The sequence below is a fragment of the Pseudomonas sp. St386 genome (assembly GCF_018325865.1).
Classification (GTDB): Bacteria; Pseudomonadota; Gammaproteobacteria; order Pseudomonadales; family Pseudomonadaceae; genus Aquipseudomonas; species Aquipseudomonas brassicacearum.
In genome coordinates, this window is record NZ_AP021900.1 from 4,147,634 (window position 1) to 4,167,560 (window position 19,927).

General features: G+C 62.4%; 17 protein-coding genes and 1 pseudogene. 4 read left to right on the plus strand and 14 right to left on the minus strand.

Features of this window, described 5'->3' with window-relative positions:
* Positions 1-61: 61 nt before the first annotated feature.
* From KI235_RS18100 to iolC, 10 genes and pseudogenes are all read right to left on the minus strand, one after another.
* Positions 62-988 (minus strand): sugar ABC transporter substrate-binding protein, encoded by a 927-nt coding sequence (locus tag KI235_RS18100; protein WP_003202865.1) that lies wholly within the window; start codon positions 986-988, stop codon positions 62-64.
* 51 nt (positions 989-1,039) lie between these two features.
* On the minus strand, positions 1,040-1,192 hold the full coding sequence (locus tag KI235_RS18105; protein WP_003202866.1) for a hypothetical protein: 153 nt from the start codon (positions 1,190-1,192) through the stop codon (positions 1,040-1,042).
* A 142-nt stretch (positions 1,193-1,334) separates the two neighbouring features.
* Positions 1,335-2,387 (minus strand): Gfo/Idh/MocA family oxidoreductase, encoded by a 1,053-nt coding sequence (locus KI235_RS18110; protein WP_027911833.1) that lies wholly within the window; start codon positions 2,385-2,387, stop codon positions 1,335-1,337.
* Between the two features lie 266 nt (positions 2,388-2,653).
* Positions 2,654-3,664, minus strand: coding sequence for a Gfo/Idh/MocA family oxidoreductase (locus KI235_RS18115; protein ID WP_003202870.1), 1,011 nt, complete (start codon positions 3,662-3,664; stop codon positions 2,654-2,656).
* A 29-nt stretch (positions 3,665-3,693) separates the two neighbouring features.
* Complete coding sequence (gene iolD / locus KI235_RS18120; RefSeq protein ID WP_003202872.1) at positions 3,694-5,625, minus strand: 3D-(3,5/4)-trihydroxycyclohexane-1,2-dione acylhydrolase (decyclizing); 1,932 nt, start codon at positions 5,623-5,625, stop codon at positions 3,694-3,696.
* A gap of 151 nt (positions 5,626-5,776) precedes the next feature.
* Entirely contained in the window at positions 5,777-6,598 is an 822-nt protein-coding gene (locus tag KI235_RS18125; RefSeq protein WP_003202873.1) for a TIM barrel protein, read from the minus strand.
* A 35-nt stretch (positions 6,599-6,633) separates the two neighbouring features.
* Entirely contained in the window at positions 6,634-8,136 is a 1,503-nt protein-coding gene (locus KI235_RS18130; protein ID WP_003202875.1) for a CoA-acylating methylmalonate-semialdehyde dehydrogenase, read from the minus strand.
* A gap of 30 nt (positions 8,137-8,166) precedes the next feature.
* On the minus strand, positions 8,167-8,976 hold the full coding sequence (gene iolB, locus KI235_RS18135) for a 5-deoxy-glucuronate isomerase (protein ID WP_013693594.1): 810 nt from the start codon (positions 8,974-8,976) through the stop codon (positions 8,167-8,169).
* Positions 8,973-9,865, minus strand: a pseudogene (iolE, locus tag KI235_RS18140) (myo-inosose-2 dehydratase). Before iolE ends, iolB begins: the two are co-directional and overlap by 4 nt.
* Before the next feature lie 153 nt (positions 9,866-10,018).
* A complete protein-coding gene (gene iolC / locus KI235_RS18145) occupies positions 10,019-11,956 on the minus strand; it encodes a 5-dehydro-2-deoxygluconokinase (protein ID WP_028237594.1) in 1,938 nt (645 codons plus the stop codon).
* A 314-nt stretch (positions 11,957-12,270) separates the two neighbouring features.
* Here iolC and KI235_RS18150 point away from each other — a divergent pair, with 314 nt between their 5' ends.
* Positions 12,271-13,194: a MurR/RpiR family transcriptional regulator gene (locus KI235_RS18150; protein WP_003202885.1), complete on the plus strand. Its 924-nt coding sequence runs from the start codon at positions 12,271-12,273 to the stop codon at positions 13,192-13,194.
* 36 nt (positions 13,195-13,230) lie between these two features.
* Entirely contained in the window at positions 13,231-13,842 is a 612-nt protein-coding gene (locus KI235_RS18155; protein ID WP_003202887.1) for a glutathione S-transferase, read from the plus strand.
* 191 nt (positions 13,843-14,033) lie between these two features.
* Here KI235_RS18155 and hcnC read toward each other — a convergent pair whose 3' ends face one another.
* The 3 genes from hcnC to hcnA are packed head-to-tail and all read right to left on the minus strand — an operon-like array spanning position 14,034 to position 17,015.
* Complete coding sequence (gene hcnC, locus KI235_RS18160) at positions 14,034-15,293, minus strand: cyanide-forming glycine dehydrogenase subunit HcnC (RefSeq protein ID WP_003202889.1); 1,260 nt, start codon at positions 15,291-15,293, stop codon at positions 14,034-14,036.
* On the minus strand, positions 15,286-16,695 hold the full coding sequence (gene hcnB / locus KI235_RS18165) for a cyanide-forming glycine dehydrogenase subunit HcnB (protein WP_212795207.1): 1,410 nt from the start codon (positions 16,693-16,695) through the stop codon (positions 15,286-15,288). Before hcnB ends, hcnC begins: the two co-directional genes overlap by 8 nt.
* Positions 16,692-17,015: a cyanide-forming glycine dehydrogenase subunit HcnA gene (hcnA, locus tag KI235_RS18170; RefSeq protein WP_027911829.1), complete on the minus strand. Its 324-nt coding sequence runs from the start codon at positions 17,013-17,015 to the stop codon at positions 16,692-16,694. The genes hcnB and hcnA overlap by 4 nt, the downstream gene beginning before the upstream one ends.
* Before the next feature lie 279 nt (positions 17,016-17,294).
* Between hcnA and KI235_RS18175 the strand changes: the two genes are divergently transcribed.
* Positions 17,295-17,978, plus strand: a complete 684-nt coding sequence (locus KI235_RS18175) for a response regulator transcription factor (protein WP_003202897.1) — start codon at positions 17,295-17,297, stop codon at positions 17,976-17,978.
* Positions 17,956-19,341 (plus strand): HAMP domain-containing sensor histidine kinase, encoded by a 1,386-nt coding sequence (locus KI235_RS18180; protein ID WP_003202899.1) that lies wholly within the window; start codon positions 17,956-17,958, stop codon positions 19,339-19,341. The genes KI235_RS18175 and KI235_RS18180 overlap by 23 nt, the downstream gene beginning before the upstream one ends.
* Positions 19,342-19,520: 179 nt before the next feature.
* On the opposite strand, the gene KI235_RS18185 is transcribed toward KI235_RS18180, so the two are convergent.
* Complete coding sequence (locus KI235_RS18185; RefSeq protein WP_212795208.1) at positions 19,521-19,766, minus strand: DUF1652 domain-containing protein; 246 nt, start codon at positions 19,764-19,766, stop codon at positions 19,521-19,523.
* Positions 19,767-19,927 lie beyond the last annotated feature (161 nt).

Here is a 19,927-nt window from a genome sequence, read left to right on the forward strand (position 1 = left end):
GGCAAGGTCGGCGTTGCAACCTTGCCTGTTTATTGTTGTGGTGGGACCGGTGCGTCAAACGTCACTTGAACTGATCGACGTTTTCCGGCGTGATCAGGCGATACGGCACCCAGACGGACTGCTCGACCGGTTGTTTCTTGACCATTTTCACCGCGGTGTCGATCGAGCCGTCGGCCTGGCCCTTGGCGTCCTGGAACACCGAGACGGCCATCTCGCCTTTCTTGATCGCGTTCAAGCCGTCCGGTGTGCCATCGACCCCGGCAATCAATACGCTGCCCTTCTTGGTGCCCGCTTGCTTGAGGGCCATGGCGGCACCGATGGCCATCTCGTCGTTGTTGGACACCACGGCATTGAAATCGCGGCCCTGGGTCAGCCAGTCGTTGACCAGGGTCATGCCCTTGTCCCGGGACCAGGTGCCAGTCTGCTCCTGCTCGATCTTGATGCCCGGGTACTTGGCCAGCACTTCCTTGACGCCCTTGGTGCGGTTGGTGGTGGAGTTGTTGGCGAGGTCGCCCAGCAGGATCACGATGTCGCCTTTGCCGCCCATCTTGTCGGCCAGGTATTGCATCTGCATGCGGCCGGCTTCCAGGTCATCGGAGGCCACGGTGACCACGCCTTCTGGCAACTTCGGATCATCCGGACGGCGGTTGACATAAACCAGTGGGATACCGGCGGCCACGGCGGCCTTGGTGATGCGCTGGGTCGCGGCGGTGTCCACCGGGTTGACGATGAGCGCGTCGACTTTCTGGCTGATGAAGCTTTCCACCTGGCTCAGTTGCTTGACCACGTCACTGCGCGCGTCTTCGAACTGCAGGGTGACGCCGTCCGGCAGGGACTTGGCTTTCTTGTCCATGGATTCGCGCAGGTAAGTCAACCAGGTGTCATCGAACTGGGACATGCTGACGCCGATCTTCAGGTCCGCCAGGGCAGCGCCGCTGGTGAGCATCAACGACAGGGCCAGCGAGGCGATACGGGTCTTGGTCTTCATGAACGGTCTTTCTCCACTTTTTTGTTGGTTTTATGGATAAGGCGTGACGGATCAGGAACGGGGCAAACGCACGATGGGCGCGCCGGGCATGCAACACACCATGGCGCCGTTACGCTGGATACACAGGGATTCGAACAGGGGGAGAACTGCGGACAGGCGCAGCAGATGTGGCAGGTGAAACGCAGAGCGGCTGAAGGTTTTCATCGACGGTACCTAGCTGTGTTTCTTGTTTTTGTTTCGTCTGGCATCCGTTCAAGGCTGGCTTGGCGGGAGACAGACAGGATTGTCGGTAACCTGGAATTGACTTTATTGGAAAATATTTTCCATATCAACTCATTTTAGAATTTTATTCGTTTTTTATTCCATGGCCGACAGGCGTCGATAAACGCACCACTTCGCCCTGCTCGGCACTCTGCCTGGCGGCATCAAGAATGCGCGTGGTCGCCAATGCATCACGGGCCTCCACCGGCAGCGGGCCAGCGCCCTGCAACGCGGTTTGCAGGTGTTGGTAGAACGCCAGCCAGCAGCCACGCTCCGAGGTCACCCGCTCGCGCTCGGTGCCGTGTTCGAACCAGCCCCAGCGCCGATGCTCTTCAGCGCCCCAGCGTTCACCCTCGGTCGCCGGGCTCAGGCCCGCCAGCGCCTGGGCTTCCTGGCCGTCCAGGCCTTCAACGGTATAGCAGCCCTGGGTGCCGTTGACCCGAAAGCGCGGGCGCGCTGCGTTTTGCACGCAATTGCCGCTCAAGTGGGAAATCACGCCGCTGGCATGGGTCAAGGACATGAAGAAGCCGTTGTCGAACACCTGGCCGGGCTGGCGGTAGTCCAGCTCGGCGTAGACCCGCTCCACCGGCCCGAACAGTTGCAGCGCCTGGTCCACCAGGTGGCTGCCCAAATCGCGCAGGAACCCGCCTCCGCTGCCTTTGCCGACCGAGGCCGGCGAATAGCGCTCGACGCTGGATTCAAAACGAATGACCTGCCCCAGGGCGCCTGACGCCAGCAGTTTGCGCAAGGTCAGGAAGTCCGAATCCCAACGGCGGTTCTGGTACACGCTCAACGGCACGTTGTGTTGTTCGGCGGCCATCACCATCGCCTCGGCCTGTGCTGCATCCCAGGCAAAAGGCTTGTCGCTGACCACCGCCACGCCGAGGTCGATGGCTTGCATCACCACCTCCGGGCGACCGTCCAGCGGCGTGGACACCACCACCGCATCAACGCCCGCTGCGACCAATTCTTCGAGGGAGTCAAAGGCTTGGACGTGCGGATAATCACTCGCCAGTTGCTGGCGCCGCTCGGCAGACCGGGTCACCACGCCGACGAACGTAGCCCCGGGCAGACTGCTGATCAGCGGCGCATGAAAAAACCGCCCGCCCTTGCCGTAGCCCACTAGTCCGATTCGCATGAAAACTCCTTAGATCACGGTTTGAATGCAGTCCCTGTGGGAGCTGAGCCTGCTCGCGAAGACGGCGGCACATTCAGCATCAATGCAAGCTGATCCACCGCCATCGCGAGCAAGCTCGGCTCCCACAATTTGACCGAGTACCTTCAGGGGAAACGCGGTCGACTGTGGGAGCGGGCTTGCTCGCGAAGGCGGCGGATCCTCCAGCAGTAATGTCGACTGACCCACCGCTATCGCGAGCAAGCTCGCTCCCACATTTTTGGACGGTGTTAGCCGTAGAAACGCGGGCGCTCGGGCAGTTCGACCTTGACGATCTGCCCACTCTGCTGCGCTTGGACACAGGCATCCGCCGCCACCGCTGCGGCAAAACCATCCCAGGCCGACGGCCCGCCCACCTGCCCGGCGCGCACGCCGTCGATGAAGGCCTGCAATTCGACGTCGTAGGCCGCGATGAAACGGTCCTTCCAGTCCATCAGGATCGCATTCGACAATTTCGCGCCACTGCGCAATTGCACCTGGGACGGTTCAGGGAGCTTGGCGATGCCGGTCTCCCCCACCACTTCGCACTGGATGTCGTAGCCGTACTGGCAGTTGACGAACACTTCGACGTCGATGCGCGTGCCCCGGGCGGTTTCCAGCAGGACGATCTGCGGGTCGCGCAAATGGGCCAGGGCCTTGCTGGTCTTGCGCGGAAACACCACCTGCACCGACACGTAGTCATCGGCCAGCAGCCAGCGCAACACATCCAGCTCATGGATCAAGGTGTCGGTGATCGCCATGTCGGTCTTGTAGTTTTCGCCCACGCTCGGGTTGCGGTGGGCGCAATGCAGCATCAGCGGCTCGCCGATCTGGCCGCTGTCGATCACCGCCTTCAGCGCGCGATAACCTTCATCGTAAGGGCGCATGAAACCGACCTGCACCAGGCGCTTGCCGTGGGCGATTTCAGCCTCGACGATCTTGCGGCAGCCTTCGGCCGTGACGGCCAGGGGCTTTTCACAGAACACCGGTTTGCCCGCCGCAATCGCCGCCAGCACGAACTCTTCGTGGCTGGGGCCCCAGGAGGTGACGAGGATCGCCTCCACGTCCGGCGCCTTGATCAATGCATGACCGTCGGGGTAGACCTCGGCGGTCAGCTTGAGATCGGCAACGATCTTGGCCGCTTGTTGCAGGTTGATGTCGGTCACCGCCACCACCTGGCTGTTGAGCAAGGTCTGGCTGCAACGACGGATATGGTCCTGGCCGATGGCCCCGGTGCCGATGACGCCCAGCTTCAAAGACATGAAAAACTCCTTTCGTAGTGTTGGGGCAATCAGTATTGACGGGCCTTGGCCAGTCGTTCGTTGAGGGTCTTGGCGACCGCATCGGTGCGGGCGCTGGTGGACACCTGCGCCACGCCGACCCGCCACCACGACAGGTATTTGTGGATCATGGTCTTGGGCAAAACCTTGATATCGATCAGCGTCGAGACGCTCTGGCGCCGCGCATCGGCCAGGGCCGTGTGCAGCTCATCGAGGGTCTTGACCTTGTAGGTCTTGCAGCCATAGGCCGCGGCACTCATGGCGAAGTCCACCGGCACAAAACCGCCGTCGAGCTTGCCCGTCTCGGGGTTGCGAAAGCGGAACTCGGTGCCGAAGCTGTCCATGCCGTGTTCCATTTGCAGGTTGTTGATGCAACCGAAGGTCATGTTGTCCAGCAGCACCACATTGACCTTGCGGCGCTCCTGGATCGAGGTCGCCAGCTCCGAGTGCAGCATCATGTAAGAGCCGTCGCCCACCAGGGCGTAGACCTCTTTGTCGGGCTCGGCGAGCTTCACCCCCAGCGCCGCATTCACCTCGTAGCCCATGCACGAATAACCGTACTCGACGTGATAGGTGTTCACGCCCTTGCTGCGCCAGCTGCGCTGCAAGTCGCCGGGCAGGCTGCCAGCGGCGGCGACAATGATCGCGTCATCCGCCAGGGTCTGGTTGAGGGTGCCGAGAACGCGGCTCTGGGTCAGGCAGGAACCGGTGAGTTCGATGAATTCGCGAAACACCGCCGGGTCCATGTGATCGTTGATTTCCGGGACAAAATCCTCGACCTGGAAATCCGCCTGATAGATCCGGTCCACTTCCGCGTCCAGCTGGACCTTGGCATCGGCGATCTGCCCGCCCCATTCGGCGCGATAGTCGCCCATCGCAGCGGACAATGCCTCCAGTCCCGAACGGGCGTCCGCCAGCAATTGCACGCCGTCGAGCTTCAACGCATCGCACGGGCTGATGTTGAGGTTGAGGAACTGCACATCCGGGTGCTGGAACAGCCATTTCGATGCCGTGGTGAAATCGCTGTAGCGGGTGCCGATACCGATGATCAGGTCGGCTTTCTTGGCCAGCAGGTTTGCCGCCAGGCAACCGGTTTCGCCGACACCGCCGACGTTCAGTGGGTGACTGGACACCACCGCGCTCTTGCCGGCCTGAGTCTCGGCGAACGGAATGTCGAAGCGCTCAGCAAAGGCCTGCAACGCGGCGTTGGCACCGGCGTAGCGCACGCCGCCGCCACAGATGATCAACGGCTGGCGCTTGCCCTTGAGCAGCGCCAGGGCATCGCCGAGCATCGCTTCAGTGGCCGGGCGACGGTCAATGCGATGGACACGTTTTTGCAGGAAGTAATCCGGGTAATCGTAGGCTTCGGCCTGTACGTCCTGGGGCAAGGCCAAGGTCACCGCGCCGGTTTCGGCCGGGTCGGTCAGCACGCGCATCGCATGGATCGCAGCAGTCATCAGTTGCTCGGGGCGGTTGATGCGATCCCAGTATTTGCTCACGGCCTTGAAGGCATCGTTGGTGCTGATGCTCAGGTCATGGAACTGCTCGATCTGCTGCAGCACCGGGTCTGGCTGGCGACTGGCGTAGACGTCGCCGGGCAATAGCAGCAATGGGATACGGTTGGCCGTCGCGGTGGCCGCGGCGGTCAGCATGTTCGCCGCACCGGGGCCCACCGACGAGCTGCAGGCGTAGATCTTGCGCCGCAGATGCTGCTTGGCAAAACCGATGGCGGCATGGGCCATGCCTTGCTCGTTACGGCCCTGATGGACTACCAGGTCGCCGCTGTCCTGCTCCAGCGCCTGGCCCAGGCCCAGCACGTTGCCGTGGCCAAAAATGGTAAAGACCCCGGCGACAAACTTGCTCTGAACGCCATCGACCTCGATGTACTGGTTATCGAGGAATTTCACCAGGGCCTGGGCCATGGTCAGTCGTGTTGTGGTCATGCTTGCACCTTTTCAAACGCAACTCGGTCAAGTGTGGGAGCGAGCTTGCTCGCGATAGCGGTGTGTCAGGCAGCTCAGATGTTGAGTGTGCCGCCGTCATCGCGAGCAAGCTCGCTCCCACAGGGGGTTCTCCAGCGTTCAGGGAATCGGGTCAGGCCTGGGAGCTCTGCAGGTGATTCATGCTCGCCCCCAACGCCTGGCGGATGTCGGCCAGGTCATGGACGCTCTCGGCGAACGGCTCGAAGGACAGGTAGCCCTCGTAGCCACCGGCCCGCAGCGCCTCGATCTGCACGGCATTGCCAAGGATGTCGGCCGCGCCCACCAGCACTCGGTGGCCGTCACGGATCGTCGCCAGCGGCGCCTGGGCATCCTCGACGCCGGAGATGTGCACCAGCCCGGTCAGCTCGGGGAAGAACTCCTGTTCACCGGCCAAATGATGGTGAAAGGTGTCATGCACCAGGCGGAACACATCCAGCCCGCCAATGCTCTTGATCGCTTCCACCGCCGTGCGTTTGCGGCGCAGCGAGCACTCTTCGAAACCCAGGGGCTCGATGAAACCGTAGATGCCAAAGGCGCGCAGGATCGGCGCCAGTTCACTGAGGGCCGTACGCAGCCCCGCCGCACGCTCGGCCTCGCTGCGCGGGTCGGCGCGGTCGTTGAGCGGGCACATCACCAGCCCCTCGGCGCCGCATTCGCGGGCGTAGTCGGCCAGCCGCACGGCCTGGGCGCGGCGTTCTTCGTTCCACACGTCAAAGGGGTAAAGGGCGTTGATCGACAGCACCTTGATGCCACGCTCCTCGCACAACTCGCGCACCCGGGCCGGCGGCATGCCGTCTTCGATCTCGACGCCCTTCAGATCGTTGCGGATCTCGATGGCATCGGTTTTCAATGCCAGTGCCAAGTCGATGAAAGCGGGCAGTGACAGGCGTGGCGCAACCATTCGGTTCAAGGCAAAACGCAGGGGCTTGTTCATTGTTGTTCTCCCTCCGGCAGTCATTCAAAAAAGCGTTATTGAGCAGTCGGCATGCTGAACTCAGGACCCTTGGCAATGCTGTCGGGCCAGCGTTGCATCACGCTTTTGTAGCGGCTGTAGAAACGCAGGCCTTCTTCACCGTAGGCATGGTGATCGCCGAACAGCGAACGCTTCCAACCACCAAAGGAGTGCCAGGCCATGGGCACCGGAATCGGCACGTTGATGCCGACCATGCCGACCTTGATACTGCGGGCGAACGCCCGGGCAATGCCGCCGTCACGGGTGAAGCACGACACGCCGTTGCCGAATTCATGGGCATTGATCAGCGCCACCGCCGTGGCGAAGTCCGGTACACGGACGATCCCCAGCACCGGGCCGAAGATTTCCTGCTGGTAGATGCTCATCTCGGCGGTGACCTGGTCGAACAGCGTCGCCCCGACAAAGAAGCCCTGCTCGGCGCCAGGCACCTTGAAACCACGCCCATCGACGATCAAGCGAGCGCCCTCGGCCACCCCAGCGTCGATGAAACCTTCCACTTTTGCCTTGTGCTCGGCGGTGACCAGCGGCCCCATGTCGGTGCCGGGTTGCTGGCCGTTGCCGATCTTCAGCTGGTCTATGCGCGGCAACAGCTTGGCAATCAATTCATCGCCCACATCACCCACCGCCACGGCGATGGAAATCGCCATGCAGCGCTCACCCGCCGAGCCGTAGGCGGCACCGATCAAGGCATCCGCCGCCTGGTCGAGGTCGGCGTCAGGCATGACGATCATATGGTTCTTGGCCCCGCCCAGGGCCTGCACACGTTTGCCGTGCGCCGTACCCTGCTGGTGGATGTACTCGGCAATCGGCGTGGAGCCGACAAAGGAAATCGCTTCGATGTCCGGGTGCTGCAACAGCGCATCCACCGCCACCTTGTCGCCCTGGACCACGTTGAACACACCGTCCGGCAGGCCGGCTTCGGTCAGTAGACGGGCCATCAGCAAACTGGCGGACGGGTCGCGCTCCGAAGGCTTGAGGATGAAGCAGTTGCCGGCGACCAGCGCCAGGGGAATCATCCACAACGGCACCATCACCGGGAAGTTGAACGGCGTGACCCCGGCGCAAACGCCCAGGGGTTGGCGCAGGTTCCAATTGTCGATGCCGCCGCCGATGTTGTCGCTGAAATCGGTCTTGAGCAGGTTCGGCGCACCGCAGGCGTACTCGACGATCTCGATGCCGCGGGTGACTTCGCCGTGGGCGTCGGACAGCACCTTGCCGTGTTCACGACTGATGATCTGCGCCAGCTCGTCGTGGTGCCGGTCCAGCAGCTCCTTGAACTTGAACATCACCCGCGAACGACGCAATGACGACTGCTCGGACCAGGCCGGGAACGCCGCCAGCGCCGAGGCCACTGCCGCGTCGACAGTGCCCGGCTCGGCCAGGGCCACCCGGGCCTGCACCGCACCGGTGGCCGGGTTGAAGACATTGCTGAACCGCGTGCTGTCGTGGTCCTGCACGTGGCCGTTGAGGTAATGGCCTACTACCGGGGCGTCACTCATTGTTCTTGTTCTCCGTGCGAATGTTGGAAATCAGAGGTCCAGCAGCCAGCTGTGCTGCGGATCGTTATGGAACTGCCAGACCCGCTTCGGGCCGGCCATGACGTTCAGGTAATACGACTCGTACCCGTAGGGCACGCTGACCGGGTGGTACCCCTTGGGCACCACCACCAGGTCGCTGTTCTCCACGGCCATGGCCTGGTCGATGCTGCGGTCGTCGGTGTAGACCCGCTGGAACACGAAGCCTTGGGACGGGTTGACCTGGTGGTAATAGGTTTCTTCCAGGAAGCTCTGGTGCGGCAGGTCGTCGGTGTCGTGCTTGTGCGGCGGGTAGCTCGAGGAGTGCCCCGACGGAGTACGCACTTCCACCACCAACAGCGAATGGGCCGGCTCGCTGTCGGGCAGGATGTCGCAGACATAACGGGTGTTGGCGCCCTTGCCGCGCACACTGCGCTTCATGCTGTCCGGACGGATCAACCGTGGGCCATGACTGTTCTGCGCAGCCCCCGGCGCGGCGCACACGGCAATCTGTACATCGCTCAACGCGGTGACCTGGGCCTGGCTGCCAGGCGGCAGGTAAGCGGCATAGGGTGACTTGTCCTCGAATACCGACTGGCGATCACCGAGGTTGTCCCAATCGAAGGCCCCCTGCCCCGGCGCTTCGCCCTTGAGGCTGATGCGCCCGCTGAGCAGCACCAGGCACAATTCCTTGTCGCCGGCGGCCACCGGCAGGGTTTCGCCCAGGCTCAGGCGGTAGGCGGCGAACCCGACGTATTCCAGCTCACCTGCCGGCAACTGGACCATGGTTCGACCGCTGGAATGGCTCTTGATCAACAGGCTCATGACGGACTCCTTTCTTGCAGCAAGGCACGCAGCGTGTCGTAGCCCTTCTTGGCGTAGGCATAACTCGGTGCTACGGCAGGGTCCTGCTCGGCTTCCACCACCAGCCAGCCTTGGTAATCGGCGGCCAGCAACACGTCGAGCAACGCGGCGAAGTCGATGTCACCGTCCCCGGCACGGTGAAGGTGCCGTTGATGATGCAATCGGGGAAGCTCCAGAGGTTATTGCGCGCCAGTTGCACCACCGGTTTGCGCACGTCCTTGAAGTGCACATGGCAGACCCGCTCGATGTGTTTGCGCAGCACCTGCAACGGTTCGCCACCGCCCATGTAGCAGTGGCCCGAGTCGAACAGCAGGCCCACTTCGTTACCGGTCAGGGCCATCAACTTGTCGATGTCCGAGGGCGACTCGACATAGGCGCCCATGTGGTGGTGATAGGCCAGGCGCACGCCTCGGGACAAGGTGAAGCGCGCCAGTTCGGTGAGTTTGTCGGCGTAGGCTTGCCAGGCTTCATCCGTATGGAAACGCGGCCGCTCGATCAGCGCAATCCGCTGGCCCTGGATGGAGTCGGCGACTTCCCCGTACACCAGCACTGTCGCGCCGTTCTGTGCCAGCAGTTCGACGTGGCTGGCAATGGCGTCGATTTCCTCGGCCGCCGAACGCCGGGCCAGGCGACTGGAATACCAGCCGGAGACCAACGCCAGGTCATAAGGGCGCAGCACATCGCCGACACCCTTGGCGTCCTTGGGGAACTTGCCGTTGAGTTCAAAACCTTCGTAACCGATTTCCTTGCCTTCACTCAGCGCCGTGCTCAACGGCGTCTCGCCGCCCAACGATGGCAAGTCGTCGTTGCTCCAGGAAATCGGGTTGATGCCAATTCGAATAGCGGGCATGGCTGCACCTTTTATTGTTTTTCACAAATCAGTAAGAACGACGCTGAACACTTGTGGGAGCGAGCTTGCTCGCGATAACGGTGTACCAGTCAATATTGATGCTGGCTGACCGGACGCCATCGCGAGCAAGCTCGCTCCCACATTAACCCCCCATCAAGCACGGGCACTGCGCCACGCCTCGATCAATTCCACAAACCTGCCCTGCACCTGCCGGATCAGCGTTTCATCATCGATTTCCCCGGCCAGCCAGGCCCGGCTCGGTTCCTGGAAGATCGTGCGGCCCACGGCGAACCCACGGCAGGTGGTGCTCTGGCTGGCTTGGCGGAAGCCTTCGGCCAGGGCGGCGGCCGGGGCGTTGAGGCCCAGCAGGACCACGCCGCGGCAATACGGGTCGCGTTGCTGGATCAGCTCATCGAGCTGTTTCCATTCCTCCGCGCTCTGGGTCTCGATCTTCCACCACGCCGGGAAAATACCCAGGTTGTAGAGGCGCTTGAGGGCACGATAGAGCACGTCCGGGTGCGGCGATGGATGATCCTTGGGCGGAATGACTTCCAGCAGCAATTCATGGCCGCTGACCTGGGAAGCCTTGTACAGCCCCATCAGTTGCGCTTCCTGCTCCAGGCGCAACAGTGGCTCGTCATCAGGGTGAAATTGCACCAGGCACTTGATGATCTGTTCCTGCGGCCAGGCGATCAGGTTGCTGCCAATGGAGCGCCCGTGTTCGAACGCCAGCGGTCGCGAATTCTGTACCTCCACCGGTCGCGCCACCCACCAGCCACGTCCGGTGGCAGCGTTCAGCGAGTCCTGGCCGAAACGTTGGTCGGCCAGCAGACCGACATCGGCCTCGACGCCTTGGCGTTGCAGGTCGGCGTCGACCCGCTCCACCGCCTGGATGAACAGTTGCTTGAGGTCACCAATGCAGCTCAGGTCGCGGCCGCCCTTCTGGGCCAGCTCCACCAGTTGCCAGCGATGGTCGAACGCAAAGATGAACAGTTGTCTCCAGGCCTTGCGGGGCACGCTGACCTGATGCAGTCGTTGCAGCACGGCATCCTGGTCCGGGCGGGTAATCGGCACCGGGCTCTTGAATAAATAGTTGAGCTCGGCCCGGGTCGGCATCGCCGGGGCACAGGCATGGCGCGACACCACCAGGCCACCGCAGGCATTGGCCAACTGACAGCAGCGCTCATCGCTGGCGTCCTCCAGCCAACCGGCGAGGAACCCCGACATGAATGCATCACCGGCCCCCAGTACATTCAAGACCTCGACCCGGACGCCAGGGTAAAGGGCGCCGTCTTCAAGGCGGGCCGGAATGGCGCCATGAATGACCGTGCAACCTTGTGGGCCAAGCTTGACCACCAGGGTCGCCGCCGTCAGCGAGCGCACGGTGCGCAGTGCGGTCAGCAGGTCTTCGCTGCCGCCGGCGATCAGGAATTCTTCTTCAGTGCCAACGATGAGGTCGAAACGCGGCAGGATGCCTTGCACATGCTGGCTGACCTTCTGGTCGGCCACAAAACGGGTTTCCCCATCGGCCTTGCCCGCCAGGCCCCAGAGCACCGGCCGATAATCGATGTCCAACACGCATTTGACATTGTGCTTCTCAGCGTAATCCAGCGCCTGGGTACTGGCCTTGTAGACGCCATCGGTAGAGAAATGCGTGCCGGTGATCAGCAGCGCCTTGCTGGAGGCAATGAAGGCTTCGTCGATGTCTTCGGCGCGCAACGCCATGTCGGCACAATTTTCCCGGTAGAACACCAGGGGAAAGGTCTCCCGGTCCTTGATACCCAGCAGGACCATGGCCGTCAGGCGTTCGGGATCGACCTTGATGCCACTGACATCGCAGCCTTCACGTGCCAGGGACTCCACCAGGAAGCGGCCCATGTGGTCGTCCCCTACCCGGCTCAGCATCGCCGACCGGAGCCCCAGGCGTGCCGTGCCGAAAGCGATGTTGGCCGACGAACCGCCCAGGTACTTGGCGAAGCTTGCGACATCTTCCAGGCGCGCGCCGACTTGCTGCGCGTAAAGGTCGACGCCCAGGCGTCCCAGGCAGATCACATCCAATTGACGCCCACTGGCAAAACGAGTCTGGCCCATGCTGGCTCCTGTTATTTTTATCAGCCTGCGCTTGACGCCAAAACCGACGCCAGCGCTGTTGGTGAATGCAGACTAAAACGAGCGGCGCGCAACAATCAATAATTATTCTATAAATTTTTTACGTGGAATATTTTTTCCAATACGCTATGACCAAAGCGAACCAGGCGCAGTGCATCGTTTCAGCAGATGCTGCAACATTTGTCAGCCCATGATTTTCCCTGCGCCTACGCTGTAGACTGCGACCAGCCAACCTATTGTCGAGGGCCGGCCTTTTTTTCGGGCCGCCCTATAAGAACAAGCCAGAAGGATTTTCTATGACCCGCCCCGATGATCTGCCGGCGCCGTCCGAGAGCGCGTCCGAACCCGCCCTCCCGAGCCCACCGATCAATGCCGAGCGCCTGCTGCAACTGATCACCGATGAATACGAAAGCCTGCCGCGCCAGCTCAAACGCATCGCCAGCTACATGAGCCAGCAGAGCGACCGGATCATGGTCGACCGCATCAGCGACATCGCCCGGGAATGCGAAGTGCACCCCTCGGCCATCGTCAGGTTTTCCCAGCGTTTCGGCTTCAGCGGGTTCAGCGAAATGCAGGCGTTGTTCCGCGAGGCCTACACCCACAAGACCACCCCGGTGCAGAACTACCAGCAGCGCATCCGCAGCATGATCGCCAACAAGTCGCAGAAGGCCAGCGGCGGCGACCTGGCCCGCGAATGCGTCAACGCGACCCTCTCGGGCATCGAGCGCCTGGGGTTGGAGCTGGACGACCAGGCGTTCGAAAAGGCCGTGGACCTGGTGGTCAACGCCGACAACATCTATGTGGTGGGCGTGCGCCGTTCGTTCGCGGTGGCCGATTATCTGGTCTACAACCTGCAACACACCAATAAGCGCATTCACCTGGTGTCCGGCCTGGGCGGCAGTTACCGTGAGCAGATGCGCAGCGTGCGCGCCAACGACCTGGTCATCGCCATCAGCTTCACGCCCTATGGCAAGGAAACCCAGCACTGCCTGCGCATTGCCCAGCATCACCAGGCCAAGACCCTGATCATCACCGACAGCAACCTGTCGCCCCTGGCCAAACGGGCCAACGCGGTGTTGCTGGTCAACGAAGGCAGTTCGTTCGCCTTCCGTTCGTTGAGTGCCACGTTGTGCCTGTGCCAGGCGTTGTTCATCGCCGTGGCTTACCGACTGGAACTCAAGGTCGATGAAATCCATGAACAGGTCGGGTTCGAGGATTAACGCCGCGCCCACCGATAAAACGCTGAAGGAGAAGCCATGAGATTGATCGGCATGCTGGACTCGCCCTACGTGCGACGCGTCGCCATTTCCGCCAAATGCTTGGGGGTTCCCCTGGAGCACGAGTCCGTTTCGGTGTTCAGGCATTTCGAACAGTTCCAGCACATCAACCCGGTGGTCAAGGCCCCGACCCTGGTGCTGGACGATGGCAACGTACTGATGGACTCCACATTGATCATCGATTACCTGGAGGCCTTGGCCGCGCCGGGGAAAAGCTTGATGCCGGCCGACCTTGGACAACGGGTGCGCTCACTGCGCCTGATTGGATTGGCCTTGGCGGCCTGTGAGAAGTCGGTGCAGATCTACTACGAACGCAACCTGCGGCCAACGGAGATCCAGCACGCGCCTTGGGTTGAACGCGTGGAAGGCCAACTGGCGGCGGCTTATGGAATGCTGGAGCAGGAACTGGAGAAACAGCCGCTGGGCACTGATGGCAACCTCGATCAGGCCGGCATCACCGTGGCAGTGGCCTGGAGCTTCACCAACCTGGTGGTGCCGGACCAGGTGCAAGGCAAGGCTTTCCCGTTGATCAGCGCGTTTACCGCCTATGCCGAAGGGTTGGAGGCGTTTGTCAGTACGCCGATGGAATAACCGGCTGTGAACAAAAAAACCTGGGGGTAACCAGAGTACCTGTGGGAGCAAAGCTTGCTCGCGATAGCGCTGGATCATCCAGCAACAATGTTGACTGGCATACCGCTATCGCGAGCAAGCTTTGCTCCCACAGGCTCGCACACAGTTTGTTTTCGGGTGACTGTGGGATATGTGTTCCCCACTGAATTTCTTCAGGCCAGTTCCATTTCCTGGGGCTTTACTGTCGGCGCCACCTCGAAGCGATCTTCCAGGAACGGCGTGATATCCAGCGGCAACGGTTCGTTGTTCACCAGTTTATCCAGCAGTACCCCGGTGATGGCCGAGGTCAGGATGCCGGTGCGGAAATGCCCGCAGGCATTGAGATAACCCTCCACTCCGCGCATCGGCCCCAGGATCGGCAACTCATCAGGAGACCCCGGGCGCAGGCCGGCCCAGGTTCGCTTCAGGTTGATGTCGACCAACTGCGGGATACAGCGCACCGCGCCTTGCACCAACCCTTCGATCTCCGGATAGGTCGTGGTCACGTCGAAGCCTTTGTCTTCAGTGGTGCTGCCAATAAGGATTTCACCGTTGTCTTTCTGCGCCACATAGCAGTCGCTGGTGGTCAGGCAGCCATTGAGGATCTTCGGCATGCGCTCGGTCAACAGGATCTGCCCCTTGACCGGCTTGACCGGAATCCGCACGCCAGTGGCCTGCTCACTCAGGTCCGCCGCCCAGGCACCGGCCGCGTTGATCAGGGTCCGGCAGTTGAACGTCCCCGCCTCGGCGGTTTTCACGCCTGTCACCCGCGTGCCGCTGCGCAGTACCTCGGTCACGCTGGTGTTGAAGAACAGGTCGACACCGTTCTGCCGGGCGCCTTCGGTGTAGGCGTCGGCCAGACGGAACGGACTGACCTGATGATCGCAGAGAAACTCCAGCGCCCCCAGGGCTTCATGGCTGACATTCGGTTCCGCCTCACGCAGGGCAGCCTGGTCCAGCCAGCGCACCTGGTCTGCCAGGTGGGGAATGCAGGCGACGATGTGCTCGGCGTACAAACGGTCTTCATCGTCGTAGATCACGAACTTTAGCCCGGTCTCCTCGAACTTGAAATCCATGCCGTGGTTGTCGATCAGCTCGCGGTGCAACTGCGGATACATTGCGTTGGACTGCAAGGCGAAATCAAAGAACGACTGGGGCAGGATGTGCGGCGTGCTGGCGTCCACCGCCACTGCGGCGCCCTGGGTCTGGCGCTTGCGGTTGGCCGACATCATGCGAAAGAAGATCACCCCGCAACCCAGGCCCACCGACTCGCCAATGGCCCACAGGCCACCGGCCGACGCACGGGTCGCGTTGCCGGGACGCTTGGCGTCGATCAGGGCGACTTTCAGGTGCTTGCGCTTGGACAGTTGATAGGCACAGGAGGCCCCGATCACACCGCCACCGGCGATGACCACGTCATAATTCTTAATCATGGGAAACGGCCTCCATGTCGACGTTCTGGAACGCTGAAAAGGGAATCGGATCGATGGGGAAACGCGGCCGCAGCCAGCCCACGTCGGCACGCCCGGTGGCCTCGCGCAAGCGGTCGCTGCAGTAGCCGACGCACATCCGCCCCTGGCAATCGCCCATGCTCACGCGGGTGCGCATCTTCAGGCTGGCCATGTCCTGCACGCCTTGCTCCAGCGCCCGGTCGATGTCGGCGCGGGTGGTGTGCTCGCAGCGGCAGATCACCGTATCGGCGGCCGGCAATGCGGTTTGCCCGGCGCCACGCTGGGTGTAGCGATCCACGGCGGCGCGAAAGCGAATGATCCGCTCCAGTTGCGCCTGGTAGCGTCCGCGGTGCGCCAGGGCCGTGGACGGATCCAGCACGTTGCGTTGCATCAGGATCGACAGCGCCGCGATGCGTCCACTCAGCATGGCCGCTTCACCGCCGCGAATCCCGCCCATGTCGCCGGCCAGGTGAATGTGCGCTTCGCTGCTTTGTTGCCAGGCATCGGACACGGCCCGCAAATAGCCGTCGTCGCTGAAACCGTGCTCCAGGCCCATTTGCTGGCTCAATTGAGTCCGCGGGATAAACCCGTAGCCGACCGCCAGCGTCTGCGCCGGTACCTGTTCCGCGCGCTTGAGGTCGGGTTCCCAGGTCGTGGAATAAGGCGCGACGGTAACGACGCTCAACTCACCCTCGCCGTCAGCCTGCACCACGCCCCAGCCATAGCGCACGGGAATGCGATTGAGCTTGAGGTAGGCCAGCATGCTCAGGCCGTCGAGGAACAGTTGCGGCTTGTTCAGCAACGCCAGGCTTTCCTTGGCGATCCGGCCGAACGCACAGGCCTCATACACACCCGCCACCGCCACGCCCGATGCGTGCAGCTGGCAAGCCACCAGCGGCAACAACGGACCGGTGCCAGCGATCACCACCGGGCTCGGCGGCTTGACCACACCGCTCTTGATCTGCAATTGCAGGCCGCCAAGCATCATCACGCCTGGCAGGGTCCAGCCAGGAAACGGCACGCTGCGCTCGTGACAACCGGCCGCCAGGACCAGATGGGAATAGGCGACCTCGCCCAGGCGCTCGTCGGCGTCCAGCAGCATCAGCGCCCGGAAGCCTTCGGCACCGATGACCCGGCTGCTCAATCGCACGTCGATCAGGCCGGCGTGTTGCTGGAATTCACCGTGGAGTTTCTCCAGGGCTTCGCTGTAGCGCGGGCCCAGGTAATCCAGGCGCACGCCATCGCGCAACGGCCCGCGATACACCACGCCACCCAGTCGCGGTGCTTCTTCGAGCAAGGTGCAGCGCACGCCGTGGGAGGCCAGTTCAATGGCCGCGGCCATGCCCGCCGGCCCACCGCCGACAATCACCGGATCGAGGCTCATGGCGCCTCCGTTTCGGGGATGCGGTTGACCCGGGTTTCGATCTGCATGCCAGGGCGTACCAGGGTCTGGCAGGCGCGGCGCTTGTGGCGACCGTCGATCCTGACCAGGCAGCATTGGCACACGCCCATGCCGCAGTATGCGCCGCTGATCTGGTCGTGATCGTTGCGGGCCACCTGGCGCTGACCCAGGGCCTGGATGACGGTGAGGACTGTTTCACCGTGGGCAGCGCTGACAGCCTGCCCGTCCAGGCGCACCGTCATGTCGGCCTGTGCCAGCGGCTGGATATCGAATTTTCGGCGTAGAAGGTCTGAAGGTTGCATCATACGGCTCTTCCTTGAAGATTCTGTGGGGGCTCGGCTCCTTGCGGCGCACCATCACCGGTTCGCATCAGTACCCCGCAGCGGCAGCGCGCCAAAACAGGGCAACGGACGCCACATGATAGTGCGCACGAAATTTATGTTAGGGATTATTTGTGACCAAGTGTTGATCCAGGCCAGCGAAACCGCTCGCCGGCTCATGAACTTTTTTTCAGAAAGCCGACAGGTATTTTTTGGCAGAATGCTGCGCAATAGCACCAACTTCCCCACACGGTACCGCCCATGAACCGCATCCTGACCATCGAAGACGACGCCGTGACCGCCCGTGAAATCGTCGCCGAGCTGACCCGCAACGGCCTGGACGTCGATTGGGTCGACAACGGCCGCGAAGGCCTGGAACGGGCGGTGAGCGGCGACTACGACCTGATAACCCTCGACCGCATGCTGCCCGAGCTCGACGGCCTGGTGATCGTCACCACGCTGCGCACCATGGGCGTGGCCACGCCGATCCTGATGATCAGCGCCCTCTCCGACGTGGACGAGCGGGTCCGTGGCCTGCGGGCCGGCGGCGATGATTACCTGACCAAGCCGTTCGCCACCGACGAAATGGCCGCCCGGGTCGAAGTGCTGCTGCGGCGCAACAATGGCGCCCGCGAGCCGGAAACCGTGCTGCGGGTAGCCGATCTGGAGCTGAACCTGATCAGCCGCGAAGCCAGCCGCAACGGGCAACTGCTCAGCCTGCTGCCCACCGAATACAAGCTGCTCGAATTCCTGATGCGCAACAGTGGGCAGATCCTCTCGCGCATGATGATTTTCGAGGAAGTCTGGGGCTATCACTTCGACCCCGGCACCAACCTGATCGATGTCCACATCGGCCGCCTGCGCAAGAAAATCGACCCGCCGGGCCTGGAACCGCTGATTCGCACGGTACGGGGTTCCGGCTATGTCATTGCTGAACCCTGCTAAAGGCTGGCGCTCCTCCAGCAGCCGCCTGCTGGCGCTGTACAGTTCGCTGTTCGTGATCTGGAGCGCGATCCTGATGGGGGTGATGTATTACGAAGTGTTTGGCTACCTCGATAGCCTGGCCAAGCACTCCCTGATGCAGCGCCAGCACCTGTTTGCCCGGATCCATGGCGATCAACTGGAAGATGCGCTCATGGCCAGCCTGACGCTGGACGAGCGCGGCGTCGACGCCTACGGGCTGTTCGATCCGCAACTTCGCCACTTGAGCGGACCGATCATGCGGATCCCGTCGGACCTGCCGTTGGACGGCAAGATCCACATGCTCGGCGGTTGCGTCGATTCCGACGACCCGAGCGTGCCCTCCGACAGTTGTGACGCGGTGGCGACCCGGACCCAGGACGGCCGCTGGCTGGTGCTGGCGCGGGACAATGGCTCGCTGTTCGCCGTGACCCGCATCATCTTGCACGCGCTGTTCTGGGGTGTATCGCTGACGGTCCTGCCGGGTATCGCCGGCTGGCATCTGCTGCGTCGGCGCCCATTGCAGCGGATTCGCAAACTGCAGGCCAGTGCCGAAGCCATCGTTGCCGGCGACCTGACCCATCGCCTGCCGCTGTCGAGCCGGCGCGACGAACTGGACATGCTGGCGGCGATCGTCAATGCCATGCTCGACCGCATCGAACGCTTGATGAATGAGGTCAAGGGCGTGTGCGATAACATCGCCCATGACCTGCGCACCCCATTGACGCGTCTGCGTGCCCAACTTTATCGCATTCAGCAGCAAGCGCCGGACGGCTCGCCCGAGGCCTTGCAAATGGACCAGGTGATCGCCGAGACCGACACCCTGATGGCACGGTTTCGGGGGTTATTGCGGATTTCCGAGCTGGAAGACCAGCAGCGGCGCTCGGGCTTCGTGCGCCTCGACCCGTTGCAGTTATTGCAGGAGCTGCATGACTTTTACCTGCCGCTGGCCGAGGAAGGCGAACTGTCCTTCATCCTCGAGGTGCCTGATGCGCTGCCCCTGCTCAACGGCGACCGGGCATTGTTGTTCGAGGCTGTGTCGAACCTGCTGAGCAACTCCATCAAGTTCACCCCGCCGGGAGGCACGGTGATCCTGCGTGGGGTCGATCAGGGCGACAGCACCCGCATCGAAGTGCTCGATTCGGGCCCGGGCATCCCCGAGGCGGAGCGCAAGGCCGTGTTTCGCCGCTTCTACCGTGCCGAGGGCAGCAGCCAGCACGGCGGATTCGGCCTGGGCCTGTCGATCGTCGCGGCGATCGTCAATCTGCATGGGTTCACGCTGGAGGTGGGCAGCTGCGAACACGGCGGCGCGCGCTTGGTGCTCGATTGCCGGGGGACATTGTTGTAAATACTGAAGGGAATGAAGTGCAAGCACATACTTGTGGCGAGGGGATTTAGCGAAACGTCGCACCGCCCCGTTCGAGTGCGAAGCGCTCGCCATCGCGAGCGCTGTAAAAATTTGGAGTTGCTTCGCAGCCCAACGGGGATAAATCCCCTCGCCACAATGGATTCTGCTCACCTGACCTATCAGGATTCACTGCGATGCAACGGGATGTTGTCAAGCTCATAGCGCAGCTCGTCGATCAGCTTTGCGATGCTCTCTTCCGACCGGACGCTGTCGACACTCATGCCACTCACCACCAGGTCTACCTCCCCGCTTTCACGGTGATACAAACGCACGGTGAGAGTGCCGTCGCCATTGAGGCTGCATTCGCAAGCCAGCGGCGTAAAGCTTTCTTCGAGGCGGGCACGCAAAGGGGCCAGATGGGTCATGCGATGCACCTCAGCCCCGGGGGCGCAAATGAACGGTGGACAGCGCCGACCTCCTGGTCCGCATAGGCATCCTGTCGCGCTCATACTGGGTTGGTTCACTGCACATTGTGGCGTATTCCTTGACTGTTTCGTGGGGACGCGACATCACAGACGATGTCGCA